Raw genomic sequence first — 25102 nt, forward strand, 5'->3', positions numbered from 1 at the left:
CCCTTGGACATTAGCGTGTACCCGGTGGATTCAAGGAAAGGTGGTGCTCATGACTGGAATCGAACCAGCGACCTCTTCCTTACCAAGGAAGTGCTCTACCGACTGAGCTACATGAGCGGAATTTTGGGTCGAACGGTGGAACTTCAATCCAATGGAGCGGGAGACGGGAATCGAACCCGCATGATCAGCTTGGAAGGCTGAGGTTCTACCATTGAACTACTCCCGCCCTGCGAAACCGATCTACTGGCCTTGCCGGATGGTGGAGGGAGGTGGATTCGAACCACCGAAGGCGTAAGCCAGCAGATTTACAGTCTGCCCCCGTTGGCCGCTTGGGTATCCCTCCGTCAGGGAGCCCGTAATTTTCATCGCCAAGGACCCAAATGTCAACGCCCTTGGCACACTAATTTCCGGGCGGTCACACGTTGAAGCGGAAATGCAGGACGTCGCCTTCCTGCACCAGGTAGTCCTTGCCCTCCAGGCGCAGGCGCCCGGCGTCGCGGGCCCCGGACTCGCCCCGGTACTTGATGAAGTCGTCGAAAGCGATGGTTTCGGCCCGGATGAAGCCCTTTTCGAAGTCGGTATGGATCACGGCGGCCGCCTGGGGCGCCGTGGCGCCCTTGCGGACCTGCCAGGCGCGGACCTCCTTCACGCCGGCGGTGAAGTAGGTCTGCATGCCCAAAAGCGCGTAACCGGCCCGGATGACGCGGTTCAGGCCCGGCTCGTCCAGGCCCATTTCGGCCAGGAATTCGGCCCGGTCGGCGTCCTCGAGCTGGGACATTTCCTCTTCGATGGCGGCGCTGACCGGCACCACCTGGGCGCCTTCGCGCTCGGCGCGGGCCCTGACCAGGTCGAGCATCGGGTTGTTCTCGAAGCCGTCCTCGAGCACGTTGGCCACGTACATCACCGGCTTGAGGGTCAGCAGGAACAGGTCGCGCACGACCGCCTTGTCCTCGTCCGACAGCGCCAGCGCCCGGGCCGGGGTGCCCTCGTCGAGGCCGGCGCGCAGCCGCGCCAGGACCTCCTTGCGGGCGATCGCGTCCTTGTTTCCGGTCTTGGCCTCGCGTTCGGCCCGGTTGAGCGCCTTTTCGACCGAATCCAGGTCAGCCAGGGCCAGTTCGGTGTCGATGGTCTCGATGTCCGAGATCGGATCCACCTTGCCGGCCACATGCACGATGTCGGCGTGGTCGAAGCAGCGCACCACGTGGGCGATGGCGTCCACCTCGCGGATGTGGGCCAGGAACTTGTTGCCCAGGCCCTCGCCCTTGGAGGCGCCCGCCACCAGGCCGGCGATGTCGACGAACTCGAAGGAGGTCGGGATGACCTTCTGCGGCTTGACGATCCCGGCCAGCTGGGCAAGGCGCGGGTCCGGCACCGGCACCACGCCCGTGTTGGGCTCGATGGTGCAGAACGGGAAGTTGGCCGCGGCGATGCCCGCCTTGGTGAGCGCGTTGAAAAGGGTGGACTTGCCGACGTTGGGCAGGCCGACGATGCCGCATTTGATGCCCATGTGGGGTCTTCTTCCTCAGGAATTGGGGGTGTGCAGGCGCTTCATGGCTTCGGGCAGGCGACCGTCGATCGCCAGCGGCAGCACCGCCAGGGCGTCGTCGATGGCGTGGCGGATGGCCGTTTCGTCGTCCTTGCCGGGTTTGCCCAGCACCCAGGACGTCACCCGGTCCTTGTGGCCGGGGTGGCCGATGCCGATGCGCAGGCGATGGAACTTGCCGTGGCCCAGGTGCTGCATGGTGTCGCGCAGGCCGTTCTGGCCGCCGTGGCCGCCGTCGAACTTGAGCCTGGCCACGCCGGGCGGCAGGTCCAGGTCGTCGTGGGCGACCAGCATCTGCTCGGGTTCGATCTTCCAGTAGCGCAAGGCCGCGGAAAGGGACCGTCCCGACAGGTTCATGAAGGTGGCCGGGCGCAGCAGCCACAGCGTGTGGCCACCCAGGTCGATGCGCGCGGTCTCGCCGTGCAGCTTCGATTCCAGGCCAAAACGCGCACCGGCCTGTTCAGCCAGGGCGTCCAGAAACCAGAACCCGGCGTTGTGCCGGGTTCGGGCGTGTTCGGCACCGGGATTGCCCAGGCCGACGATGAGTCGTAGCGATGACACGGGCGCTGTCCTCTTCCGCCGCCCCGGCCAGGGCCGGGGCGGCGGCAGGGATTACTTCTTCTTCGCCGCGTCGCCGGCTTCGGGCTTGGCGACCTTGGCGGCCGGCACTTCGGCCGAGGCCTCCGGCGCGGCTTCGGCTTCTTCCTCGACCTCGACGCGGGCATGGCGGGCGATCACGATCGCCAGGTCATGTTCCTTGCCGCCGTGGGCCAGGGCCGGGATGGTGACGCCCTTGGGCAGCTTGATCTGCGAAAGGTGCACGATGTCGCCGACGACCAGCTCGGCCAGGTCGATTTCCAGGAACTCGGGCAGGTCCTTGGGCAGGCAGCTGACTTCGACTTCGTTGAGCTCGTGGGTGACCACGACGCCCGCGGACTTGCCGGCCGGGGACTTTTCCTGGTTCACGAAGTGCAGCGGCACCTTGGCGCGCAGGGCTTCGTTCTCGGAAACGCGCAGGAAGTCCAGGTGCAGGATCTGCTGCTTGAACGGATGGCGCTGCATGTCACGCAGCAGGACCTTCTGGACCTTGCCGTCGACGTCGAGGTCGAGGATGGCCGAGTAGAACCACTCGTGCTGGCTGGTCAGCCACAGGTGGTTGTGCTCGATCTGGATGCTCATGGGGTCCTGGTGACCGCCATAAACGATGGCCGGCACGTGACCGCTGCGACGGAGACGGCGGCTCGCACCCTTGCCCTCGTCCTTGCGGCCGGTGGCCGTGAGATTGTGATTGGTAGCCATGTTGGTGTTGCCTTCTTCAGGTGATGCGCCGTGATGGCGCGTTCCGCGATGCCCGCGACCAGGCCCCGCGTCGTTCCCGTTCCGGGAATCGGGCATTGGCGCGAAACGCCGATGCCCGATGCCCCGCCCGGGGTCAATCCACGTACAGCGAGCTCACCGATTCGCCGAAGGCGATGCGGCGAATGGTTTCGGCCAACAGCTCGGCGACGCTGAGCTGGCGGATGCGCGGGCAGGCCCGTGCGGCTTCCGAGAGCGGAATGGTGTCGGTGACCACCAGCTCGTCGAGCTGGGAATTGGTGACGTTGGCTATCGCCGCGCCCGAAAGCACCGGGTGGGTGCAGTAGGCCAGCACCTGCTTGGCGCCATTGGCCTTGAGCGCGGCGGCGGCGGCGCACAGGGTGCCGGCGGTGTCGACGATGTCGTCCACCAGCACGCAGGTCTTGCCTTCGACGTCGCCGATGATGTTCATCACCGTGGCCACGCCGGCCTTCGGGCGGCGCTTGTCGATGATCGCCAGGTCGGCGTCGTCCAGGCGCTTGGCGATGGCACGGGCGCGCACCACGCCGCCGACGTCGGGCGAGACCACGATGAGGTTGTCGGTGCCGTGGCTGCGCCAGATGTCGGCAAGCAGCAGCGGCGAGGCGTAGACGTTGTCGACCGGGATGTCGAAGAAACCCTGGATCTGGTCGGCGTGCAGGTCGACGGTGAGCACCCGGTCGGCGCCGACCGCGGTGAACATCTTGGCGGCGACCTTGGCGGTGATCGGCACGCGCGCCGAACGCATGCGACGGTCCTGGCGGGCGTAGCCGAAGTACGGGACGACCGCGGTGACGCTGGCGACCGATGCGCGCTTGAGCGCGTCGATCAGCACCAGCAGTTCCATGAAGTTCTCGGCGGTCGGCGCGCAGGTCGACTGGATGACGAAGACCTCCTGCCGGCGCACGTTTTCCTCGATCTCGACCTGGCATTCGCCGTCGGAGAACTGCCCCACCTGCGCCTTGCCCAGCGGAATGCCCAGCTGGCGACACACCGCCAGCGCGAGCGGCCGGTTGGCGTTGCCGGTGAAAACGAGCAGGTTTTGCTTGCTCATGGTGGCTGGCTTCCGCGTTGAGGGTGGCAGGACCGGCGATGCGTCGGATGGCTGGGGCGGTAGGATTCGAACCTACGAAATGCCGGGATCAAAACCCGGTGCCTTAGGCCACTTGGCGACGCCCCACCGCTGGATCGTTTCGCTGCAGTCCCTAGGACGAGGACAGCGCCCGGTGCAAGGGCGACACATCCACGCCGCCGGCCACCCAGGCGCGCATTCCCGCGGGAAGGCTTGCCAGTGCGGCCTCGGCGTCGGCACGCGCGTCGAAACGCACGAAACAGCCGCCGCCGGTCCCGGTGAGGGCCGCCGCACCGAAGCGCGCCAGGGTGTCCAGGGCCATGGAAACGGCCTGGAAACGACGACGCAGCACCGGCTCGAAGGCATTCCCGAGGCTAGGGCCCGAAGCGAAGTCGGATATTGTCGCTGCCGGCGCATCCCGGGTCAAATCAGGCGCTTGGAACAGCTCCGCGGTGGGCACGCTGACCCCGGTATCGACCAGCAGGTAGCTGGCCGGCCCCAGGTCCAGCGGGGTCAGCAGCTCGCCCACCCCTTCGGCCCAGGCGCTTCGACCGCGCACGAACACCGGCACGTCGGCACCCAGCGCCAGCCCCAGCACGGCCAGCCGGGCTTCGCCCAGGCCCGTGCCCCACAGGTGGTCGAGCGCCACCAGCACGGTCGCCGCATCGGAAGACCCACCGCCGAAGCCGCCACCGAGCGGTATTTTCTTTTCGACGACGATGTCGACACCAAGGGTGGTTTTCGCCTCTGATTTGAGCAATTTGGCGGCACGAACCACCAGATCCTCGACTTCGGGGACGGCGTAACCTTCGGTCGCCTCGCGACGGACCTGGCCGTCCTCGCGGACCCGCAGCCTGACGATGTCGCCCCAGTCGAGCAGCTGGAAGACGGTCTGGAGCCGGTGATAACCGTCCGGCCGCCGGCCGACGATGCGCAGGAAGAGGTTGAGCTTGGCCGGTGCCGGCCAGGCGCTCCAGTCCCCGCGGGGGGTCACGGAACCTCCCAGGCGTCCACCGCCAGGCGCACCGACGCCTCGTCCCGGCGGGCGAACACCCGGCGCGGACGCGGTGCCGCGTCCGTGGTCCAGTCCCGGTATTCGACGGTCCAGCCCTGCTGCACGATCAGCGCCGGCCGCCCCTCGGGCCCGAACTCGATCTGCGCCGGACCCGGGGCGCGACTGCCGCGCACCCAGTACGCCAGCGCCTGCACCGGGATGTCCCAGCCGGTGGCCTGGGCCAGCAGCTCCCGGGCATCGGAGCCGGCCAGCGGGCCACCGTCCAGGCCCTCGAGCCGGGCCTGGCCGGGCCCGCCCTGCAGGCGCCAGCTGGCCCGGGTGACCGGGGCCGACAGGCGGATGTCGAAGTCCTCGCCGTGCTGGACCCAGTCGATGCGGCCACTGCCGCCCTCGCCCGCCGCGCTGACCGCCAGCCGGCCCTGCAGCTGCCAGTCCGGCTGCGCCAGCAGCGCCGCCTCGTGCGCCGCCTGCGCCGCCAGCAGGCCGGCGTCAACACGGGTTCGGACGGGCGCCGGCGCGCACGCCGCCACCGCCACGACCAGGGCCGCCGGAATGCACCAGCGCCATCGGGAATCCAGGAACCTCATTCACCAGCCTCCAGCGCGCGCTTGAGCGCAGGGTTGTCCGGGTCCAGGCGCAGGCCGCTGCGCCAGATGTCGCGGGCCTGGGCTTTTTCGCCGGCCTGCCAGAGTACCTCGCCCAGGTGGGCGGCTATCTCGGGGTCGCGACGCGCCTCCCAGGCCCGGCGCAGCAGGTCCAGGGCGCTGTCATGCCGCCCCAGCTTGAAATGTACCCAGCCGACGCTGTCGAGGATGGCCCCGGAGCCCGGGGACAGTTCGAGCGCGCGTTCGAGGTAGGGCAATGCCTCCGCCCAGGCCTCGCGGTGCACGGCCAGCGCGTAACCATAGGCATTGAGCGCCTGGTGGCTGTCGGGGTTGTCGTCGAGGATGAGTTTCAGGTCGGCCAGAGAGTCGTCGATGCGCCCTGCCCGCTCGTGCAGCATGGCGCGGGCATAAAGCAGCGCCGGGTCGGCCTCGAATACCTCGAGCGCCCGGCCCAGGGCGGCGAGCGCGTCGTCGCCGCGCCCCCGGCGCTCGAGCAGCTCGGCCTCGAGCAGGTAGGCATCGCGGATGTACTCGCCGTCGGCGGCCTGGTCCACCTGCAGTTCGTGCAGGGTCGCCAGCGCCTGCCCGATGCGGCCGAGCCGGCCTTCGGCACCGGCCCGGCGCAGCATCGCCTGGTCGTGGCCCGGACCGCGCGGCACCGACCGGTACCAGGCGTGGGCTTCATCCCAGCGCAGCAGGCTTTCGGCGAGCAGGCCCAGCAGCAGGCGGCGCTCCGGAGGCGGTGCGGCGTCGAAACCGACGATTTCCGCATACAGCCCGGCGATGGCCGGCCGGCTGCCGTCGGCAATCAGCCAGCGGGCGCGCTGGCGAAGGCTGGCCTCGTCCTGCGGGCCATGCCCCAGGGTGGCGGCGGCGGCGATGCGGTCGCCCAGCAGGGCGTACTGGCGCGCCGCGGCCCGGCGCAGCCCGGGGTCGAGCTCCGCCGGATCGCCCAGGGCGGCCAGGCGTTCGCGGGCAGCCTCGTCCAGGCCCTGCTCGCGCAGCCGCGCCGACTCAAGAAGCAAGGCGCGCGGGTCGTCGGGAAAACGTTCAACGCCCTCGACCACCAGGCGCTCGGCCAGCGGACGGTCCTCGAGCCGGCGGGCCAGGCCGGCCACGGCCAGCCAGCCGCCCAGGGTGGCCGGCATCCGGTCGTTTTCGTAAAGGGCACGCAGCACCTGGCGCGCCGCCGCGGCGCGACCGTCGCGGGCGTCGCCGAGCGCCGAGAGCAGGGCCGGGAAGCCTCCCGGTTTCGACGGGTCCATCAGCACGCTTGCTTCGGCGGTGGCGGCCGCCACGTCCCCCTGGCCCAGTGCCAGCTGGATGGCCGCCGCCGCGGCCTGGTGCGACCCGGGCGCCAGCTCGCGCCAGCGCGCGATCGCCGCCGCAGCCGGCTCGGCCAAGCCGGCCATCAGCGCGATGCGCGCGGCGCGCTCGGCCAGGCCGGGATCCTGCGATCCCTGCGCGGCCACCAGGTAGTGCCGGGCCGCCTGGGCCAGGTCGCCGGCCTGCAGGGCGAATTCCCCCGCCATCACCGGTTCGAGCACCTGGCTGGTGCGCCCAGCCGCCGGCAGCGCTCCGGCCAGGGCCAGGGCAAGGACGGCGATTGAACGGGATTTGCTCCAGGTCATGGGGTTTTGTCGGGCACCGGCTAGACTATGCGCCGGAATCCACGAGAGCCCAGCCCGCCAGAGCTTAGCGCATGGCGGGCCGCCAACGACCCAGCCGACCGCCCATGCCCCTGCTCGCCCTTGGCCTCAACCACCAGACCGCGCCGCTGACCCTGCGCGAACGGGTGGCGCTGGACGCCGGGCAGTTGCCGGCGGCCCTGGACGGGCTGGGCGCGGTGGCCGGCGTCGCCGAAGCGGCGCTGCTCTCGACCTGCAACCGCACCGAAATCTATGCCCAGGTCGACGACGGCCAGGAGGGCGCCGTGGCCGACTGGCTGGCGCACTACCACGGGCTGGCGCCCTCGACGCTGTCGGACTACCTGTACCTGCACCGGGACGACGAGGCCGTGCGCCACCTGTTCCGGGTCGCCACCGGTCTGGACTCGCTGGTCCTGGGCGAACCGCAGATCCTGGGCCAGGTGAAGGACGCCTGGCAGGCCGCGCGCGGCCAGCAGCGCCTGCGCACCCCGCTCGACCGCCTGTTCCAGCAAAGCTTCCAGGTCGCCAAGCGCGTGCGCACCGACACCCGCATCGGTGCGCACCCGGTGTCGGTCGCCTACGCGGCGGTGCGGCTGGCGCGCCAGGTATTCAGCGAACTCGACCGCGCCACCGTGCTGCTGGTCGGCGCCGGCGACACCATCGAACTCGCCGCCCGCCACCTGGTGGATGCCCGGGCCAAGCGCCTGCTGGTCGCCAACCGCACGCTCGAGCACGCCCAGGCCCTGGCCAGCCGGCACGGCGGTTACGCGCTGCCGCTGTCCGAGCTTTCGCGCCACCTGCCCGAGGCCGACATCATCATCACCGCCACCGCCGCGCGCGAGCCGGTGCTGCGCCACGACAGCGTCAAGGCCGCGCTCAAGGCGCGCCGCCACCGCCCGGTGTTCATGCTCGACCTGGCGGTGCCGCGCGACATCGAAGCCAGCGTCGCCGGCCTGCCCGACGTCTACCTCTACACCGTCGACGACCTCGAGCAGGTCATCGAGGAAAACCGCGCCTCGCGCCGCGAGGCCGCCGAACAGGCCCAGGCCATCATCGACCTGCAGGTCGAGCACTACATGGCCTGGTGGCGGGCCCAGGGGCGGCAGGATGCGCTCAAGGCGCTGCGCAATCGCGGTGAACTGGCGCGCGAAGATGCCTTGGCGCGCGCCCGCGAGCAACTCGCCGCCGGCCGTCCGGTCGAAGAAGTGCTGGGCCTGCTGGCACACCAGCTGACCAACAAGCTCCTTCACGGGCCCAGCAGCGCCCTGCGCCAGGCCGCGCTCGACGGCGACCTCGACCTGCTGCGGGCCGCCGAACGCCTCTACAAGGACGACGATGACACCCGGCCTGCGCCGTAAGCTCGAAGCCCTGGCCGAGCGCCACGAGGAAGTCGGCCGCCTGCTCGCCGACCCCGGCGTGCACGCCGACAACGCGCGGTTTCGCAACCTGTCGAAGGAATACGCCCAGCTCGAGCCGGTGGTGGCCGGCCTGGCGGCCTGGGCCCAGGCCCAGCGCGACCTGCAGGCCGCCGAGGCCATGCGCGCCGACCCGGAACTGCGCGAACTGGCCGAAGAGGAAATCCCCGCCGCGCAGCGACGCCTTGCCGAGCTGGACGAATCCCTGGCCCTGCTGCTGGTGCCACGCGATCCGCGCGACGAGGCCAACCTGTTCCTGGAGATCCGCGCCGGCACCGGCGGCGACGAGGCGGCGATCTTCGCCGGCGACCTGTTCCGCATGTACGCACACTACGCCGAGCGCCGGGGCTGGAACGTCGAAGTGGTGTCGGCCAGCGACGGCGAACACGGCGGCTACAAGGAAATCGTCGCCCGCGTCGAGGGCCGCGGCGCCTATTCCCGGCTCAAGTTCGAGTCCGGCACCCACCGCGTGCAGCGCGTTCCGGCCACTGAATCGCAGGGTCGCATCCACACTTCGGCGGCGACCGTCGCCATCCTTCCCGAACTCGACGAAGTGGACGAGGTCGAGGTGCGCGACGGCGACATCCGCGTCGACACCTTCCGCGCGTCCGGCGCCGGCGGCCAGCACGTGAACAAGACCGACTCGGCCATCCGCATCACCCACCTGCCCTCGGGCATCGTGGTCGAATGCCAGGACGAGCGCAGCCAGCACAAGAACCGCGCGCGGGCGATGTCGCTGCTCAAGGCGCGGCTGCTGGACGAGGAACGCTCCCGGCAGGCGGCCGTGCAGGCGCAATCGCGCCGCCTGCAGGTCGGCAGCGGCGACCGCAGCCAGCGCATCCGCACCTACAACTTCCCGCAGGGCCGCATCACCGACCACCGCGTCGAGGGCCTGACGCTGTACGCGTTGCCGCAGGTGATGCAAGGCGACCTGGACGAACTGGTCGACCGCCTCACGCGCGAACACCAGGCCGACGAACTCAAGCTCCTGACGGAGGCCGCATGAGCGCCGGCGCCGACTTCCAGCCACTGTCGCTGTGCGTGCTGACGGTCTCCGACACCCGCGGCCCGGCGCAGGACAGTTCGGGCGATTTCCTGTGCGAGGCGCTGGCCGGGGCCGGCCACCGGCTGCATGAGCGCGCGATCGTGCGCGACGACAAATACGCGCTGCGCGCCATCGTGTCGCGCTGGATCGCCGACGACGAGGTGCACGGCATCCTGGTCACGGGCGGCACCGGTTTCACCGGCCGCGACTCCACGCCCGAGGCCATCGAGCCGCTGCTGGACAAGGCGATGCCCGGTTTCGGCGAGATGTTCCGGGTGCTGAGCTTCGACGAGATCGGCACCAGCACCCTGCAGTCACGGGCCTTCGCCGGCCTGGCCAACGCCACCTTCGTGTTCGCCCTGCCCGGCTCGACCTCGGCCTGCCGGACCGGCTGGGAAAAGCTGATCCGGCCCCAGCTCGATGCGCGCACCCGGCCCTGCAACCTGGCCGGCCTGCGTTCGCGACTCCGGGAGTCCTGAATGAAACGCAAGGAATACGAAAAAGCCCTCGAACCGCTGCAGGTCGAACTCAACCAGGTCGCGCGCTGGCTCGAGCACACCGGCAAGCGCCTGGTGGTGCTGTTCGAAGGCCGCGACACCGCCGGCAAGGGCGGCGTCATCAACGCCATCGCCGAGACGCTCAACCCACGCCGCACCCACGTCGTCGCGCTGGCCAAGCCCAGCGAACGCGAACTGGGCCAGTGGTATTTCCAGCGCTACGTGCCGCACCTGCCGGCCGCGGGCGAGATCACCCTGTTCGACCGCAGCTGGTACAACCGCGCCGGCGTCGAGAAAGTGATGGGTTATGCCTCGCCCGACCAGGTGAAGGCTTTCCTGCGCCAGGTGCCGGTATTCGAGCAGATGCTGGTCGATGACGGCATCCTGCTGCTCAAGTACTGGCTGGCGGTGGACCAGGCGCAGCAGGAAGAGCGCTTCGCCGAACGCGCCAAGGACCCGCTCAAGCGCTGGAAGCTGTCGCCCATCGACATCAAGGCGCGCGAGAAATACGCCGACTACGGTCGCGCCCGCGACGCCATGTTCAAGGCCACCCACCGGCCGAAGGCACCCTGGACGGTGGTGGACTTCAACGACCAGAAGCGTGGCCGACTCACGTTGATCCGCCACCTGCTCGACCAGTTGCCCGACCACCCCGTGCCGCGCAGCCGCATCACCCTGCCGCCGCTTGGGAAGAAGCCGGGCAAGGAGCGTTACACCGGGCCGGTAAAACCCATCGCGACGGCCTACTGAGCGATCGCGCCCGCCAGGGCATCGCGCGAAAGAGCCCGGCCCACCGACACCGCCACCCGTTGGCCGGGCTGCAGCCGCTCGGCGCCGCGAACCACGAGGCTATCGCCGGGACGCACTGCCCCCTGCACCTCCACCAGGCCGTCCTGCGTCGCACCCAGCTCGACCGGCAGGTGCTCGGCCACCTGGTCGTCGCCCACGCGCACCACGTGGCTGCCGCCGGCACGCATCACCACGGCGTCGCGCGGCACCGCCACCACGTCCCGGGGTTCGGCGCTGGGAACACCGAGTTCCACGGCGCTGCCGACCACCAGGCCCAGGGCGTCAAGTGTTGCCTGGTCCGGTGCAACGCGAAGCTCCAGTTGACGGGACGCGTCGTCCCCGACCGGCACGAGCGTCTGCAGTGGCATGACCCGGGTCTCGCCACCGTGGCGAAGGCTCACCGGCACCCCTTCGCGCAGTTGCGCCGCCAGCGTGACCGGCGCCCGCGCCCGGACTTCCAGTGCCTGCGTGTTCACCAGCCGCGCAACCGGCGCACCGGGCAGCAGGAATTCGCCGCGTTCGACCGAACGCTCCACGACCACGCCGTCGAACGGCGCGACCACGGTGGCCTGGCGCAGGGCCAGCCGCGCCTGCTCAAGCACGACGCGCGCGGAAGCCAGGTCCTGTTCGCGCATCTTTCGCTCCGAGACGGCCTGGTCCAGCTGGGCCCCGGATATCCCGGCCGCGGCCACCAGCGCCTGGTAGCGCTGCTCCTGTCTGCGCGCCAGGTCCAGCTGCGCGCGCAGGCGATCGTGCTCGGCGATGGCACTGCGCTCGGCCAGGCCCAGCGCAGCGGCATCCATGCGGGCCAGCGCGTCGCCACGACGCAGCCTCGTGCCTACTTCGGCCACCGAAACCACGCGACCGCCGATTTCGGCCGCCACGCGGGCATCTTCGCGACTCGCGACACTGGCCGGCGCCCAGTGCAGTGGCGCGAACGCCAGTTCGACAGCGGCGGCGACATCCACGGGTGCCGGCGGTGGTTCCGGTGCGGCCTGGTCCTGCGACTGCGTCCGCAACGGCAACAGCAGTGCGGTGGCGGTGGCGGCGGCGGCAAGCACCAGCAACGGCAGCCGGAGGGGACGGGCAAGGGCTGACAAGTGGGTCATGGTTCGGCTCCTGGGTTCATCAGGCGGGATGGGCAGGCGCGATGTCCCGACCCGCGCCGGCCGGCAAGGCGGCACGCGCCGGCCTTTCGAAAAGGCGCATCAGCGCCGGCACCAGCACCAGGGTCAGGAGCAGGCTCAGTGCGACGCCACCCACGGTCACCGCGGCCAGCCCGCGGTAGATCACCGCGCCGGGCCCCGGGTTGATGGCCATCGGCAGTGCGCCCACGACGCCGGTCAGGGTGGCGATCAGGATCGGGCGAAGGCGTTGCGACAGGGCCTGCGCAAGGGCGTGGTCGATATCGAGCCCGGCGGCCTGGCCGGCGCGCGCCTGCGCGACCAGCAGGATGGCGTTGTTAATCACCATTCCAAGCAGCATGATGAACCCGATCATCGACAGAAGATCCAGCGTCTGGGTGGTGAAGACCGACACGACCCGCAGCGCGAGCACGCCGCCGAGCACGGCCATCGGCAGGGTCGCCATCACGAAGGCGCTGTCGCGCAGCGAACGGAACAGCGCGGCCATCAGCAGGAACAACACCAGCAAGGCCATCACGAAATTGCCGCCCATCGAGCGCACGACTTCGCCCAGGCGGTCGGCACTACCGGAGATTCGCAGGCCGGCGTCGGGCGGCAGGGCTTCGCGCAGGGCCGGTACGATGTCCTGCTCGACGACCGCCAGCGCCTGCTCCAGCGAAAGCGTGGCGGGAGGATCCACCGTCAGGCTGACCGTTCGGCGGCCGTCCACGCGGCGCAGCTGGTTGGGCGCCAGGGTCGTCTCGACGGCGGCCAGTTCGGCCAGGCTGAGCACGCCGCCGAACGGCGTTGCCAGGGGCGCCGCGGCAAAGCCTTCGACGGGCGAATCCTCGTAGTCACGTCGTGAGCGCAGCACGATGGGCAGGCGGCGTTCGCCGTCGAAGTGTTCGCCCAGCCACGCGCCCTGGCCGAGAACACGCACCACCGTTCCAAGTTCGGGTCGGCGCCAGCCGACTTCCGACAGCCGCCGGTCGTCGGGCTGCACGCGAAGCTCCGGCGCGGCGCCGTCGGCGTTCGGCCAGGCCTGCACGTTGGCGCCGGGGAACCGATCCGCGAGAAGATTGCGTCCGACCTGGGCCGCACGAGCGAGCGCCTCGCCATCGCCGTGCTGGAGGTGGATGGAGATGGCGCGGCTCGATCCGCCGAAACCACCGAACAGGTTGCCTTCCGCCGTGAACGCCCGGGTGTCGGGCAGGCCCGAAACCACCTCGTCTCGGACGACCGACTCAAGCGCGCCGATCTGGCTTTCGTCCACGACGCGGGCACCCAGGGTGCCGCCATTGGGCCACAGGCTCAGGTACCAGTTGCTCAGCTGAGGCGACTTTTCCCCGTCCATGTAGGGCCGCATGCGTTCGACCAGGATCGGGCGGATTTCGCGATCCACCGCAGCCGGGCTCATGCCGGGCGGCAGGTTGAACCAGACGTCGATCGCGGCGCGCTTCACTGGTGGCAGGTAATCGAGGTTCGGCATCAACGCCAGCGCGCCCAGCACCGGCGCCAGCACGCCGCCGAACACCCAGCCAAGTTGGCGCCGGCGACCGGCGGTCGCCCGCATCAGCCAGTCGGCGGCCCGCGCATACCCGGCCGCGGGCTCGGCGCGGGTGGTGGCGTGCAACCAGCCGCCCGCCGCCGCCGGCAGGACCGTCAGCGCCACAAGAAGTGAGATTCCGACCGCGATCGAGATCGTCAGCGCGAGATCGGAAAACAGCTGGCCCTCGACATCGCGCATGAAGATCACCGGCAGGAACACCGCCACCGTGGTCAGGGTCGAGGCGAACAGCGCACCGCCGACCTGGCGGGTGCCCTCGAGCGCAGCCTGCCGGGCCGGCCTGCCGGCCTCGCGCAGGCGCACGATGTTTTCCGCCACGACGACGGCCGCGTCCATCACCATGCCCACGGCGAAGGCCAGGCCGGCCAGGGAGATCACGTTGAGGCTGCGGCCCGTCAGCTGGAGCACGATGAACGTGGCCAGCAGGGAAATCGGGATGGCGCTGGCCACCAGCAAGGTGGCCCGGGCATTGCGCAGGAACCACCACAGGCAGGCCACCGCCAGCGCCACGCCAGCCAGCAGGCTGCCCGACAGCAAGCCGATGGCGCGATTGATGAACACCGATGCGTCGAAACTCTGTTCGATCGCGAGGCCCCGCGGCGCCAGTTCCTGTTCGCGCACGTCGGCCACCGCCCGCTTGACCTCCTCCAGCACCGCCAGCACGTTGGCGCCACTCTCACGGCGGATGCGCAGGCCGATGGCCGGATTGCCGTTCTGGTAGGAAAAAAAGACCTGCTCGGGTGGCTTGACGCCGACGGTGGCGACGTCGGCCAGTCGCACCGGGCGACCGTCGCGCCAGGCCAGGATCAACTCGCCCAGCTGTTCGGGCGGATAGCGGCCCGCGAACCGCAGGGTGTATTGCCGGCGACCGGCATCGAAGCTCCCGCCCGAGACGTCGGTGGCGCGCCCGGCGACTTCGGCGATCTGGGGCAGCGTGACCCCCAGTGCAGCCGCCCGGACCAGGTCCACCTCGATGACCAGTTCATCGGCACCAACGCCGTTGATGTCGATGCCGGCAACGCCATCCACAGCCATGATGCGCGGCACGACCCGGTCTTCGACCAGGCGCCGGTAGTCGCCGATGTCCCCCGGCGTACCCGGCAACTTCTGGACGAAAAAATAGGTCAGCGACTGGTTGGCGTCGTCCGAGCCCAGGGACACGCGCGGCGGCGTCGCATCACGGGGAAGCGGCTGCAGCCGGTTCAGGCGCGCGAGGATCTCCACCAGCGCGGCCTGCATGTCGGTGCCGACGGAGAACGTGAGGTTGATGACGCTGAAACCGGCGTTCACGGTCGAGTCCATCTGCTCGAGGCCCGGAAGGCCGTCGAGCACGGTTTCGATGGGTTCGACGATTTCCGACTCCATTTCCTGCGGCGATGCCGCGCGCCAGGCCGTGGTGACCGAGGCCTGCGGCCGGTCGATGTCGGGAAACAGCTGCAGCGGCAGGTCCAGCAGCGCCAGCAGGCCGAACAACATGACCAGGGCGACCGCGACGGCAACGGCGGCGGGGTTGGAAAGCGATGCCTGGGTGAGTTTCATAGCGGCGTCATGGGTGGCGACGCCGGCACTGTGCGCGGGTGCCGTGGCCACGTCGTATGACGATCGTCACGACTCGCGCCGAGCCGTTCGTGGCATGCGCCGGGCCGTTACCCGACGCCCTACTTCAGCACTTCGATGCGATCGCGATAGCTGCGCGAAAGCTTGATCTCGTGGCCGCAGTCCAGCGTGAGGAACTGCTCGCCGTTCAGGTGCGGGCGCAGGGCAACCACGCGCGCCGCGTTGACCAGGGTGGAACGATGCACGCGCGGGAACTCGCGCGGATCGAGCCGTGCCTCGAGTTCGCGCATGGTCGCGCGCAGCACGTAGGTTTCGGCATCGGTGTGGATGCACATGTAGTCGCCCGCCGCGTCCACCCAGCGCACGCTGGCCAGGTCGATGCGAAGGGTGCGGTGGCCGTCGCGGATCGCAAGCCGGTCCTGCCCCCCGAGACGGCGCTCGCCGGCGCCCTGGAGGGCTTCCTCCAGGCCAAGCTCGGGCTTGCCGCTCATGTCGCCCAGCAGCTTGAGCAGCCTGGCGCAGTGGTCCTGCGCGTCGCGCTGGCCCAGCTGCTCGCGCACGCGGAACAGCGCCTGGTGCAAGCGGCTGTCGTCGACGGGCTTGAGCAGGTAGTCCACCGCACTGGCTTCGAACGCCCGGATGGCATAGTGGTCATAGGCCGTGACGAACACCACCAGCGGCATCTGCGTCGCCGGGATCGCCCGCAGCGTGCCGAACCCGTCAAGGCCCGGCATCTGCACGTCCAGGAACATCAGGTCCGGTGAATGCTCGGACACCGCCTTCATCGCCGCGCCGCCATCACCGCACTGGCCGACGATCCGGATGTCGGCCTGCTGGGCCAGGCGCAGCTCCAGGCCCCGACGGGCCAGCGGCTCGTCGTCGACGATCAGCGTGCGGATCGGCCGGTTCATTCCCGCGGTGCCCCGCCGGTTTCGTAGGGCAGCCGTAGCTCGACTTCCAGCCCACCCTCTTCGCAGGCCCGGACCTTCACCGCCTGCGCATCGTCGTACAGCACGCGCAGGCGCTCGCGGGTATTGGCCAGGCCGACGCCGGTGCCGTTGCCTTGCCGCCCGTTGGCCGCGGCATCATCGCCGGGCCCGTTGTCGGCCACAGCCAGCACCAGCGTGTCGCCGTCCCGGGACGCACGCACCCGCAATCGTCCGCCGGACACGCGGCGAGAGATGGCGTGCTTGACGGCGTTTTCGACCAGCGGCTGCAGCAGCATGCTTGGCAGCAGGGCCGAATAACACGCCGGCTCGACCTGCGTCTCGACGGCCAGCCGTTCGGCGAACCGCATCTTTTCGATGCCCAGGTAGAGGTTGAGCGCATCGAGTTCCTGCTTGAGCGTGACCCGCTGCATGGGGTCGCTGTCGAGCGAGTGCCTCAGGAACGCACTGAGGCCCTGGACCATGCGGTTGGCGACATCGTTCTGCCGGTCCAGCACCAGGGTCGAGATCGCATTGAGCGTATTGAACAGGAAATGCGGGTTGAGCTGGTAGCGCAGCATTTTGAGCTGCGCTTCGTGCGCCATGGCGGTGGCGGCAAGGACCTGGCGCGACTGCTGCTGCAATTGCCGGTAGTACTTGATGCCGGTGTAGAAACCGACCCAGCTCAGCACGACATAGAGTTGCCCGGTACCCGAGGCCAGGTAACCCAGTCCCGACGACGGCCGGCACTGATCGCCGCACCAGTCCAGCACCAGGGTGATGTAGGCCACGCCCATCAACCCCGTGGCCAGGACCACGCAAGCCCCTGCCAGCGGCAGGAAAACACGCAGTGGCCTGCCCCAGCTGCGCTTCAGGACCTGGCGGACCCCCAGGGTCACCAGGAAACCGGCCAATGCAACGCCGAAGCTCAGGCGCCAATAATCAGGCGATTTGCCGTGGGCCAGGGCCTGCAGGTACGACAGGCAGGCGTATCCGAACCAGCCGCCGGTCTGCAGCCACCAGAACAGGCGACGGGTGCGTGGGTCGTCGGCGAGTGGCGGCACGGGCTTGTCCGGGTCAGGGTCGCAGGCATGCTAGCAAGCCAGGCGCCACGGATTGAACGCCCTGGCGCGGACAAACCACGCTTTGGCGCAAGGCCGCTCAGCCGCCGCTGGCAGCGGCGATGTCGGCGGCCAATTCCTGGGAGGTGATCGGGCCCAGGTATTTTTTCGCCACCTTGCCCTGGGGATCGACCAGGTAGGTCATCGGCAGTCCGCGCGGCGTGTCGAAATCGGCCGGCGGGTCATAAACGTCCAGCAGCGCGATCGGGTAACCGGCCGGGTGGTTTTCGAGGAAGGCGCGCATGTCCGCCGGCTCGATTTCCTCGTAGGCCAGGCCGATCACTTGCACGTCCTCGCGGGCGGCGTCGAAGGCCGTCAGGTCGGGGATTTCCTTCAGGCAAGGTTTGCACCAGGTCGCCCAGAAATTGACCACCACCCAGTGCCCGCGCTGCTGGGCCAGGTCGAAGGCACCGTGGTCGAGCGTGTCCACGACCAGGCGCGGATGGCTGGGCATGCCGGGCGGTTCGGCTTGCGCCGGCGCCTCCTCGGCGGGCGCCGGGGCCACGGCGGGCGCCGGCTCGGCGGCAGGCTGGCAGGCGACCAGGGTCGCGGCCAGCAGACAGGCAATCAGGGGAGTCTTCATTGGCGGGGATTATCCGGGTCGGGGGTGAAGAAACTGCCGACGCTGCGGGCCAGCGGTTCCGAAAGCGGTTGCTGCAGGTTGGCCAGGGCGCGGGCGGCGGCCCGGCCGATGGCGTCGTCGTAGCCGGGCAGGCCGTGTATCGGCCCGGGCACGCGCAGGGCCAGGCCTTCATGCAGCTCGCCCAGGCTGACCGCGTCCAGGTCGCGACTGAGCAGCCAGGCGCCGTCCTCCGCCCGGCGCACGATGTTGAGCCGGCTCAGGCCACCGAGCATGCGTCGGAGCAGGTCGTCGGTGAACATCGGCTCGCTCTCCTGCAGCTCAGCCATGTGCAGGCCATGGCCATCGCGGCGGGCCAGGGTCATCCGGCACAGCAGGCGCAGGTAACCGTACATTTCCATGCCTTCGGGCAGTTGCAGGGCCTTGGGCTGGTAGCGGAAGGACGACAGCGAGGCGGCGAAGCTGGCGCCCAGCAGCACCACCACCCAGCTCAGGTACAGCCAGAGCATGAAGATGGGTATCACCGCGATCTGGCCGTACAACTTTTCGTAGGTGGGCACGCCCAGCAGGTAGGCCGCGAAGCCACGCTTGGCCAGTTCGAACAGCAAGGTCGCGAACAGGCCGCCGGCCAGGGCGAAACGCAGCGGCACGCTGCGGTGCGGGATCAGCCAATAGGCCAGGGTGAACACCAGCAGCTCGACCGTATTGGGGAGGTAGCCCAGCAAACGCGTCCCCCAGGTCGTGGCCTCGCCCGACCACACCGGCAGCGAGAACAGGTAGGACGTAACCGCCAGGCTGGCCACCGCGCCCAGGGTGCCCAGGGTCAGCAGGGTCCAGTAGATCAGGAAGCGCAACAACCCCGCGCGCGGCGTCGGCACCCGCCAGACCCGGTTGAAGGTCGACTCGATGCTCCACATCGTCAGCAGCAGCGACACCAGCAGCGCGATCACGCCGGTGGCGGTGAGATCACTTGCGCTCTCGGCGAAGTCGCGCAGCTGGCTTTCCACCACCCGCGCCGAACTGGGCACGAAATTCGAAAACACGAAATTGGTGAGTTGCCCGCTCCAGGCATCGAAGACCGGGAAGGCCGACAGGATGCCGAAGACCACGATCGACAGCGGCACCAGCGCGAACAGGGACGTATAGGCCAGCGCACCGGCGGTTTCGAAGCAGCGATCGTCCAGGAACCGGTTCCACAAAAAGCGCGAGAACGATTGCACCTGTTCGCGCCCCAGACGGTGCCACCATTGCCGGACGGTGCGGGTGATCTGCGGGATCTGCATCGGGCAAGCGTAGCAAACCGGCCGGCGCCTGGATTATCCGCGATAATGGCGCCTCCCCGAACCTGCTGGTGCCCGCATGCCCGACGTCCTCGTCCTGTACTACAGCCGCGGCGGCTCGGTCGCCGCGCTCGCGCGCCAGGTGGCCCGGGGCATCGGCGAAGTGCCCGGCATGCAGGCGCGCCTGCGCACGGTGCCGCCGGTGGCCCCGGTCACCGAGGCCGCGGCGCCCCCCGTGCCGGAGGAAGGCGCGCCTTATGCCAGTCGCGCCGACCTGGACGAATGCGTGGCCCTGGCCCTGGGCAGCCCGACCCGCTTTGGCAACATGGCGGCCCCGATGAAACATTTCATCGATTCGCTGGGCGCCGAATGGGCCTCGGGCACCCTGGTGGGCAAGCCCGCGGCGGTGTTCACCGCCACCGCCACCCAGCATGGCGGCCAGGAGTCGACCCTGCTGACCATGATGCTGCCCCTGCTGCACCACGGCATGCTGGTGCTGGGCATCCCGTTCACCGAAGCCGCGCTCAACAGCACCCGCACCGGCGGCACGCCCTACGGCGCCAGCCACGTCGCCGGGGCCGGGGACGACCCCACCCTGTCCGACGACGAGAAGAACCTGGCGCGGTTCCTGGGCAAGCGGCTGGCGGAAACCGCCCGGAAGCTGCAGGCATGACGCGCGCCGCGAAGATCACCGCCGCCTGCACCCTGGCGCTGTTCGCGCTGCATTTGGCCTGGCGCCTGTGGCTGGTGCCGCCGACCCAGGCCGCACCCTGGATGCTGGCCCTGTGGTTCAGCCTGCCGATCCTGCCGGCCGTGGTGCTGGTGCTGATGCGGCACCGCCGGACCGGGTTCTGGGCCGCGATGGCCGCCCTGCTGTATTTCTGCCACGGCGTGATGCTGGCCTGGTCGGCACCGGACGTCCGCACCCTGGCCCTGGTCGAGGCCGCCCTGTCGGCGGTGCTGGTGCTGGCCGCCAGCTGGGACGGCATGCGTGCGCGCTTCGCTTCCCGCCGCGCCGGCAAGCCGGCCGTATAATCGCGCCGCGAAGGAGAAACCCCATGCAAGAACTACTGGTCGTCACCACCGGCGGCACCATCGACAAGGTGTATTTCGACGACAAGTCCGACTTCCAGGTCGGCGAACCGCAAATCGGCCGGATCCTGCAGGAACTGGGCGTGGCCTTCCGCTTCACGGTCATCCCGATCATCCGCAAGGACAGCCTGCACATCAACGCCGACGACCGCGAGCTGCTGCGCGCGACCATCGCGGCGCAGCCGGCCGCCCACGTGCTGGTGACCCACGGCACCGACACGATGGTGGACACGGCGAAAGTACTGTCGGCGATCCCGGGCAAGACCATCGTGCTCACCGGCGCGCTCAACCCCGCGCGCTTTCGCGGCTCGGACGCCGAGTTCAATATCGGAACCGCCGTCGGCGCCGTGCAGTCGCTGCCACCCGGCGTCTACATCGCCATGAACGGCCGCATCTGGGACCCGTCGGCGGTGCGCAAGAACGTCGCCGCCAACCGCTTCGAAGCCGCGGGCTGAGCTGGCCGCTTAAACCCCCTGGGCGCCATCGGCATCCGAGGGGATCCCGTTCGATGATGGAATCCCCATGCCGGCACCCCGGTTTGCACTGCCCGTCGCCCTGGCCACCTGGCTCGGCGCCGGTTTGGCGGCACTCGCTTCCCTGGCCGCTCCGCCTACGTCCGGGACGGCCTACGAGAATGGCCGCTGGTTCGACGGCGAGCAGTTCGTCGCGGCAACCTGGTACGTCGTCGACGGTCGCCTGACCCGGCAGCAACCCGACCGGCTCTCCGGTCGTGTCGACCTGGCGGGCGGCCATGTCGTGCCGCCCTTCGCCGAGGCCCACAACCACAACCTGCAAAATGCCTGGGGCGTGACCCGAATGCGCCAGGCATACGTGGACCAGGGCGTCATGTACGCGGCGATGCTTTGCGGCGACCCGCTTTCCACGACCGCAGCGCGCGAAGCCCTCGGGCCTTCGCCCGGTGTCGACGTCCTTTTCGCCAGCGCCTGCATTTCCAGCGCCGACGGCCATCCCCTGCGGATGGCGCGCCAGCAGCCCGATGGCAGCCTTGCCCCGGTCCAGGACATCCACGACAAGAGCTACATCGTGATGGATACGGTGGCGGACATCGAAAGGAAATGGCCGCTGGTGCAGGCGGCCGCGCCGGATCTGGTGAAGGCGATCCTCGTGCATAGCGAGCGGCCCGAACACCGGACGGATCCGGCCATGCATGGCATCAATGGCCTGGAGCCGGCCCTGCTCGCCCCTCTGGTGGAACGGGCCCATGGCGCCGGCCTGCGCGTGGCCGTGCACACCGAGTCCGCCGCCGACTTCGACGTGGCGGTGCAAGCGGGTGTGGACTGGATTTCCCATTTGCCGGGATACCGGTTCTGGAAGGATCGGGACGAAAGCGACTATCGCCTCGACGACGCGAGCATCCGACTGGCCGCCGAACGCGGCATCGTCGTCATCGCCACCGCCAACCAGGCCGTCGACGCGGCTCGCGGCGATGCCGGCGCGCTGGCGCGCGTGCAGGCCCTGCAGCGGGAGAACCTTGGGCGCTTGATGGAGGCCGGGGTGCAGATTGCCATTGGCAGCGATGCCTTCGGCGGCACCAGCCTGGTCGAGCACGCGTACCTTCGGGACCTGCAGGTGATGGACGACGCGGCACTTCTTCGCGCCCTGGTGGAGACCACCCCGCAATTGCTCTACCCGCAGCGCAAGATCGGGCGATTCGAGGAAGGCTACGAGGCCAGCTTTCTGGTGCTTGACGGGGATCCGCTCCGCGATCCGACGGCGCTTTCCCGCATCCGCGTCCGCGTGCGCGCCGGTGAGCCGATGCCCGCCCAACCCTGACCCCGGACAAAAAGACCCCGGCGCAAGGCCGGGGTCGAAGGGGTCTTGCCTGGATCAATGGATCAGAAGGTGACCGACCAGCTGTTGATGTAGCCGGTGTCGCCGCGGGCGTTGTCGTTGACGCGCAGCTTCCAGGTACCGTTGAGCGACTCACTCGACAGGTTCACCGTGTAGGTACCGATGATGTTGTCGGAGCTGCCGCCGCTACGGTTGTGCAGGTTGTAGGTCGAACCATCCGGGGCCACCAGGTCGACCTTGAGGTCGCCGATCCAGGTGTGGCGGATGTCCACGGCCACCGAGGCGTTGTTCGGGGCATTGCCGCTGCGACCGGACACCGAGATCGGGCTCTCGACCGTGGAACGGTCGCGGATCTGGTAGTCGCCGGTGTTGCTGTAGGTCTGCGGCTGGCTGCCGCCGCCCTCGCTGTAGTCACCGACCAGGCTGACGCCGGAGAAGCTGCTGTAGGCCTTCACGCGCACGTGGTAGGTGCCGGCCGACGGGGCTGCGATGGTGCAGGTCTCGTTGTTGCCGTTGAGGTACGGACGGCAGACGTAGGAGCTGTCGGTCGGCTGGCTGCCGAACTGCACGTAGAGATCCGCGTCGCCGCTGCCACCGGACATGTTGAACACCAGGTTGCTGGCACCCGACGGGACCGACAGCGTGTAGTACAGCGAATCACCCTGGCTGGCCGACAGGCCGGTCACGGCCACGCCCTTGGTCAGCGAACCGCCACCCGGCGGCGGCGGGGGCGGCGGCGGCGGCGGGGTGCTGCCACCGGCGAGGGCCACCAGCGCGTTGGCGTCGATGATGCCGGCGCCGCAGCCACCCGAGCACGAACCCGACAGCGGATAAGCGGTCGACTTCAGGTTGGCTTCCACCTGCGCCGGGGTCCACAGCGACAGGCCCAGGGCCAGGCGGCGGCTCTGCGCCAGCGCCACGGCACCGGCCACGTGCGGCGAGGCCATCGAGGTACCGTTGTAGGACGCGTAGGACTCGCTGCCCGGCGTGGTGCTGCCGCTGTTGAGCGTGGACAGGATGCCCGAGCCCGGGGCCGAGACGTCGATCAGGCTGCCGTAGTTCGAGAAGCTCGAACGCGAGCTCGAACTGGTGACCGAAGCCACGGCGATCACGTTGTTGCAGCTCGCCGGCGAGAAGTTGGCGACGTTGGCGCTGCTGTTGCCGGCCGCGACGACCACCGTGGTGCCACGGCTGACGGCGCTGTTGATCGCGTTCTGGGTCAGGGTGTCGCAGCTGCCGCTGCCGCCCAGGGACATGTTGATGACGTCGGCGGCGGCGGCGGCGCTCAGGGTCGGCACGCCGGAGACGCTGCCGCCCGAGGCCCAGATGATCGCGTCGGCGATGTCGGAGGTGTAACCACCGCCCCGACCCAGCACGCGCACCGGCATGACCTTGGCGCCCCAGGCGGTGCCCGCGACGCCCTTGCCATTGTTGGTGACCGCGGCCACGGTGCCGGCGACGTGGGTGCCGTGCCAGCTCGAGCCATTGCCGCCGTAGTAGTCGCCCGGATCGCTCGGGTCGGAGTCGCGGCCATTGCCGTCGCCGGCCACGGTCGGGTCGTTGATGAAGTCGTAGCCGCCCTGGATGTTGGCGTTCAGGTCGGAATGGCTGACATGGCCGGTGTCGAGCACCGCGACGATGATGCCGCTGCCGTTGGCGACGTCCCAGGCTTCGTTGGCGCGGATGCCGGCGTCGGCGTCGAAATAGCCCCACTGCTGGCTGTAGCTGGTGTCGTTCGGCGCCAGCGTGTGCTGCAGCAGGCGGTCGACCTGCACGAATTCGACGTTGGGGTTGGCGGCGATCTGGCGCATCAGGGCCTCGGCATCCGCAGCACCCAGCTTCTGGGTGGTGGAGATGACGTCGGCACCCAGCGACATGCGACGCAGGTGGCGCGCAGCCAGCGGCTTGGGCGCGCGGGCATCGCCACGCTGCAGGCGGTTGGCCTGGATGACCTGATTGGCGCCGACGGACGCGGCTTCCAGCGAACGACGCAGGGCGGCGGGGTTCTGGGCTTCAGGCGCGTTGTCCTTGAACTTCACGACGAAGCGGTCGAACTGCTGGCCCGGCTCGAGGCCGGCGGTCTGGACCTGGGCGGCAAAGGAAGAACCGGCGAGGGCCAGCGAAGTGGCCGCGACGATTCCGCGCAGGCGGAGCTTGCGAGAGTTATTGCTCACGATTTTTGGTTCCCCGAAATGGTGATTGCAACGAAGGCCGCTGGGCGGCCGTGCTTGCATCCATGCCCCGGGTCCCCTGGGACGCCCTTCCCTGCCGGGCCATGCATGGCCTCGAATAAAGTGCAGGAAGGACCTACCACCCGGATGTGTGACGAACATCTCAACTTCGTGACACGTCTTCGAACCTAGCGTGACGAAAGTCATGGGTCAAGCGGTCGCGCAGCAAAAAACCGACCGTTTGTCGGCCAGCTTTCGATCCGTTAGGGAATGCCTACAAAGCGCGTCAAAGGACAGGATCACTGTCCCGACGTGAAGACCCGGGCGCGATCAGAAGATGCCGGTCTCGAGCCGGGCGGCGTCCGACATCATGGTCTGGTTCCAGGGTGGATCGAAGACTAGGTCGACGTCGGCTTCGACGATGGTCGGCACCTGCTCGACCTTGTCGCGCACGTCCTGCACCAGGATGTCGCCCATGCCGCAGCCGGGCGCGGTCAGCGTCATGCGGATGTTGACGATGCGCTCGCCGTCGCCGTTGCGGCCCAGGTCGCAGTCGTAGACCAGGCCCAGCTCGACGATGTTGACCGGGATCTCGGGATCGAAGCAGGTGCGCAACTGGTCCCAGACCAGCTTCTCGACCTCGGCGTCGCCGGCGCCTTCGGGCAGCTGCAGGGGCGCCGGGCGCTCCTTGCCGATCGCGTCGGCGTCGGGGCCGGCGATGCGGAACAGGTTGCCGTCGACGAACACGGTGAACGAGCCACCCAGGGCCTGGGTGATGTAGCCGGCGGTGCCGGCGGGCAGGGTCACCTGCTCGCCCTGGGGCACCATGACGGCGGGGCAATCACGCTCGAACTTCACGGGTTCGCTGGTTCGCGAATAACTCACTTGGGTATCGCCTGGCGGGAAT

General features: G+C 69.3%; 23 protein-coding genes, 4 tRNA genes and 1 pseudogene. 8 read left to right on the forward strand and 20 right to left on the reverse strand.

Going from position 1 to position 25102, the window contains the following annotated elements:
- Window positions 1–41: 41 nt before the first annotated feature.
- The 11 genes from N788_RS04550 to N788_RS04600 form a co-directional block, all read right to left on the reverse strand.
- Window positions 42–117 (reverse strand) — tRNA-Thr (locus tag N788_RS04550).
- A 35-nt stretch (window positions 118–152) separates the two neighbouring features.
- A tRNA-Gly gene (locus N788_RS04555) sits at window positions 153–226 on the reverse strand.
- Between the two features lie 31 nt (window positions 227–257).
- A tRNA-Tyr gene (locus N788_RS04560) sits at window positions 258–343 on the reverse strand.
- A gap of 72 nt (window positions 344–415) precedes the next feature.
- Window positions 416–1507, reverse strand: coding sequence for a redox-regulated ATPase YchF (ychF, locus tag N788_RS04565; protein WP_034221593.1), 1092 nt, complete (start codon window positions 1505–1507; stop codon window positions 416–418).
- A gap of 15 nt (window positions 1508–1522) precedes the next feature.
- On the reverse strand, window positions 1523–2104 hold the full coding sequence (gene pth, locus N788_RS04570; RefSeq protein ID WP_034221595.1) for an aminoacyl-tRNA hydrolase: 582 nt from the start codon (window positions 2102–2104) through the stop codon (window positions 1523–1525).
- Between the two features lie 51 nt (window positions 2105–2155).
- Complete coding sequence (locus tag N788_RS04575) at window positions 2156–2842, reverse strand: 50S ribosomal protein L25/general stress protein Ctc (protein WP_034221597.1); 687 nt, start codon at window positions 2840–2842, stop codon at window positions 2156–2158.
- 133 nt (window positions 2843–2975) lie between these two features.
- Window positions 2976–3932, reverse strand: coding sequence for a ribose-phosphate diphosphokinase (locus N788_RS04580; protein ID WP_034221599.1), 957 nt, complete (start codon window positions 3930–3932; stop codon window positions 2976–2978).
- A 48-nt stretch (window positions 3933–3980) separates the two neighbouring features.
- Window positions 3981–4058, reverse strand: a tRNA-Gln gene (locus tag N788_RS04585).
- A gap of 25 nt (window positions 4059–4083) precedes the next feature.
- On the reverse strand, window positions 4084–4944 hold the full coding sequence (gene ispE / locus N788_RS04590; RefSeq protein WP_244444087.1) for a 4-(cytidine 5'-diphospho)-2-C-methyl-D-erythritol kinase: 861 nt from the start codon (window positions 4942–4944) through the stop codon (window positions 4084–4086).
- Entirely contained in the window at window positions 4941–5552 is a 612-nt protein-coding gene (gene lolB / locus N788_RS04595; protein WP_034221602.1) for a lipoprotein insertase outer membrane protein LolB, read from the reverse strand. Before lolB ends, ispE begins: the two co-directional genes overlap by 4 nt.
- Window positions 5549–7201 carry a tetratricopeptide repeat protein gene (locus N788_RS04600; RefSeq protein ID WP_034221605.1) on the reverse strand — a complete coding sequence of 551 codons (1653 nt, stop codon included), beginning with the start codon at window positions 7199–7201 and terminating at the stop codon, window positions 5549–5551. Before N788_RS04600 ends, lolB begins: the two co-directional genes overlap by 4 nt.
- A 104-nt stretch (window positions 7202–7305) precedes the next feature.
- On the opposite strand from N788_RS04600, the gene hemA reads away from it, so the two are divergent.
- The 4 genes from hemA to ppk2 are packed head-to-tail and all read left to right on the forward strand — an operon-like array spanning window position 7306 to window position 10926.
- The gene (gene hemA / locus N788_RS04605) at window positions 7306–8577 is read left to right on the forward strand and encodes a glutamyl-tRNA reductase (RefSeq protein ID WP_034221732.1); all 1272 of its coding nucleotides are present in this window, start codon (window positions 7306–7308) and stop codon (window positions 8575–8577) included.
- Complete coding sequence (gene prfA / locus N788_RS04610; protein WP_034221607.1) at window positions 8555–9640, forward strand: peptide chain release factor 1; 1086 nt, start codon at window positions 8555–8557, stop codon at window positions 9638–9640. The genes hemA and prfA overlap by 23 nt, the downstream gene beginning before the upstream one ends.
- Entirely contained in the window at window positions 9637–10158 is a 522-nt protein-coding gene (gene moaB / locus N788_RS04615) for a molybdenum cofactor biosynthesis protein B (protein WP_034221609.1), read from the forward strand. Before prfA ends, moaB begins: the two co-directional genes overlap by 4 nt.
- Complete coding sequence (gene ppk2, locus N788_RS04620) at window positions 10159–10926, forward strand: polyphosphate kinase 2 (RefSeq protein WP_034221612.1); 768 nt, start codon at window positions 10159–10161, stop codon at window positions 10924–10926.
- Here the strand turns inward: ppk2 and N788_RS04625 are convergent.
- The 6 genes from N788_RS04625 to N788_RS04650 form a co-directional block, all read right to left on the reverse strand.
- Entirely contained in the window at window positions 10920–12074 is a 1155-nt protein-coding gene (locus N788_RS04625; RefSeq protein WP_034221615.1) for an efflux RND transporter periplasmic adaptor subunit, read from the reverse strand. The two genes, ppk2 and N788_RS04625, sit on opposite strands and share 7 nt — an antisense overlap.
- 19 nt (window positions 12075–12093) lie before the next feature.
- Window positions 12094–15195: an efflux RND transporter permease subunit gene (locus tag N788_RS04630; RefSeq protein ID WP_034221618.1), complete on the reverse strand. Its 3102-nt coding sequence runs from the start codon at window positions 15193–15195 to the stop codon at window positions 12094–12096.
- A 119-nt stretch (window positions 15196–15314) separates the two neighbouring features.
- A complete protein-coding gene (locus N788_RS04635) occupies window positions 15315–16124 on the reverse strand; it encodes a LytR/AlgR family response regulator transcription factor (protein WP_034221621.1) in 810 nt (269 codons plus the stop codon).
- Window positions 16121–17203, reverse strand: a complete 1083-nt coding sequence (locus N788_RS04640) for a sensor histidine kinase (protein ID WP_034221623.1) — start codon at window positions 17201–17203, stop codon at window positions 16121–16123. The genes N788_RS04635 and N788_RS04640 overlap by 4 nt, the downstream gene beginning before the upstream one ends.
- Before the next feature lie 97 nt (window positions 17204–17300).
- On the reverse strand, window positions 17301–17843 hold the full coding sequence (locus tag N788_RS04645) for a TlpA family protein disulfide reductase (RefSeq protein WP_034221625.1): 543 nt from the start codon (window positions 17841–17843) through the stop codon (window positions 17301–17303).
- Window positions 17840–19123: a YihY family inner membrane protein gene (locus tag N788_RS04650; protein WP_034221626.1), complete on the reverse strand. Its 1284-nt coding sequence runs from the start codon at window positions 19121–19123 to the stop codon at window positions 17840–17842. Before N788_RS04650 ends, N788_RS04645 begins: the two co-directional genes overlap by 4 nt.
- Before the next feature lie 76 nt (window positions 19124–19199).
- Here N788_RS04650 and wrbA point away from each other — a divergent pair, with 76 nt between their 5' ends.
- The 4 genes from wrbA (at window position 19200) to N788_RS04670 (ending at window position 22006) form a co-directional block, all read left to right on the forward strand.
- Window positions 19200–19793, forward strand: coding sequence for an NAD(P)H:quinone oxidoreductase (wrbA, locus tag N788_RS04655; RefSeq protein WP_034221628.1), 594 nt, complete (start codon window positions 19200–19202; stop codon window positions 19791–19793).
- Window positions 19790–20155: a DUF2069 domain-containing protein gene (locus tag N788_RS13770; protein WP_051924362.1), complete on the forward strand. Its 366-nt coding sequence runs from the start codon at window positions 19790–19792 to the stop codon at window positions 20153–20155. The genes wrbA and N788_RS13770 overlap by 4 nt, the downstream gene beginning before the upstream one ends.
- Before the next feature lie 23 nt (window positions 20156–20178).
- Entirely contained in the window at window positions 20179–20667 is a 489-nt protein-coding gene (locus tag N788_RS04665; RefSeq protein ID WP_034221630.1) for an asparaginase domain-containing protein, read from the forward strand.
- Between the two features lie 67 nt (window positions 20668–20734).
- Window positions 20735–22006: an amidohydrolase family protein gene (locus N788_RS04670; protein ID WP_034221633.1), complete on the forward strand. Its 1272-nt coding sequence runs from the start codon at window positions 20735–20737 to the stop codon at window positions 22004–22006.
- Between the two features lie 62 nt (window positions 22007–22068).
- Here the strand turns inward: N788_RS04670 and N788_RS15050 are convergent, their stop codons facing one another.
- The 3 genes and pseudogenes from N788_RS15050 to sufT form a co-directional block, all read right to left on the reverse strand.
- Window positions 22069–22341: a proprotein convertase P-domain-containing protein gene (locus N788_RS15050; RefSeq protein WP_244444088.1), complete on the reverse strand. Its 273-nt coding sequence runs from the start codon at window positions 22339–22341 to the stop codon at window positions 22069–22071.
- A 90-nt stretch (window positions 22342–22431) separates the two neighbouring features.
- Window positions 22432–24201, reverse strand: a pseudogene (locus tag N788_RS04675) (S8 family peptidase); the annotation flags it as partial.
- Window positions 24202–24525: 324 nt separating this feature from the next.
- Entirely contained in the window at window positions 24526–25080 is a 555-nt protein-coding gene (gene sufT, locus N788_RS04680; RefSeq protein WP_034221634.1) for a putative Fe-S cluster assembly protein SufT, read from the reverse strand.
- Window positions 25081–25102 lie beyond the last annotated feature (22 nt).

The sequence above is a fragment of the Arenimonas donghaensis DSM 18148 = HO3-R19 genome, from assembly GCF_000743535.1.
Classification (GTDB): domain Bacteria; phylum Pseudomonadota; class Gammaproteobacteria; order Xanthomonadales; family Xanthomonadaceae; genus Arenimonas; species Arenimonas donghaensis.

Bases quoted from the DNA above. Each gene is read 5' to 3' on its own strand.
- N788_RS04635 (WP_034221621.1), bottom strand. From the start codon at position 16,124: ATGAACCGGCCGATCCGCACGCTGATCGTCGACGACGAGCCGCTGGCC.
- N788_RS13770 (WP_051924362.1), top strand. From the start codon at position 19,790: ATGACGCGCGCCGCGAAGATCACCGCCGCCTGCACCCTGGCGCTGTTC.
- N788_RS04650 (WP_034221626.1), bottom strand. From the start codon at position 19,123: ATGCAGATCCCGCAGATCACCCGCACCGTCCGGCAATGGTGGCACCGT.
- ppk2 (WP_034221612.1), top strand. From the start codon at position 10,159: ATGAAACGCAAGGAATACGAAAAAGCCCTCGAACCGCTGCAGGTCGAA.
- moaB (WP_034221609.1), top strand. From the start codon at position 9,637: ATGAGCGCCGGCGCCGACTTCCAGCCACTGTCGCTGTGCGTGCTGACG.
- N788_RS04575 (WP_034221597.1), bottom strand. From the start codon at position 2,842: ATGGCTACCAATCACAATCTCACGGCCACCGGCCGCAAGGACGAGGGC.
- prfA (WP_034221607.1), top strand. From the start codon at position 8,555: ATGACACCCGGCCTGCGCCGTAAGCTCGAAGCCCTGGCCGAGCGCCAC.
- ychF (WP_034221593.1), bottom strand. From the start codon at position 1,507: ATGGGCATCAAATGCGGCATCGTCGGCCTGCCCAACGTCGGCAAGTCC.
- wrbA (WP_034221628.1), top strand. From the start codon at position 19,200: ATGCCCGACGTCCTCGTCCTGTACTACAGCCGCGGCGGCTCGGTCGCC.
- N788_RS04665 (WP_034221630.1), top strand. From the start codon at position 20,179: ATGCAAGAACTACTGGTCGTCACCACCGGCGGCACCATCGACAAGGTG.
- N788_RS04625 (WP_034221615.1), bottom strand. From the start codon at position 12,074: ATGACCCACTTGTCAGCCCTTGCCCGTCCCCTCCGGCTGCCGTTGCTG.
- N788_RS04600 (WP_034221605.1), bottom strand. From the start codon at position 7,201: ATGACCTGGAGCAAATCCCGTTCAATCGCCGTCCTTGCCCTGGCCCTG.
- hemA (WP_034221732.1), top strand. From the start codon at position 7,306: ATGCCCCTGCTCGCCCTTGGCCTCAACCACCAGACCGCGCCGCTGACC.
- N788_RS04670 (WP_034221633.1), top strand. From the start codon at position 20,735: ATGCCGGCACCCCGGTTTGCACTGCCCGTCGCCCTGGCCACCTGGCTC.
- N788_RS04645 (WP_034221625.1), bottom strand. From the start codon at position 17,843: ATGAAGACTCCCCTGATTGCCTGTCTGCTGGCCGCGACCCTGGTCGCC.
- N788_RS04580 (WP_034221599.1), bottom strand. From the start codon at position 3,932: ATGAGCAAGCAAAACCTGCTCGTTTTCACCGGCAACGCCAACCGGCCG.
- lolB (WP_034221602.1), bottom strand. From the start codon at position 5,552: ATGAGGTTCCTGGATTCCCGATGGCGCTGGTGCATTCCGGCGGCCCTG.
- N788_RS04630 (WP_034221618.1), bottom strand. From the start codon at position 15,195: ATGAAACTCACCCAGGCATCGCTTTCCAACCCCGCCGCCGTTGCCGTC.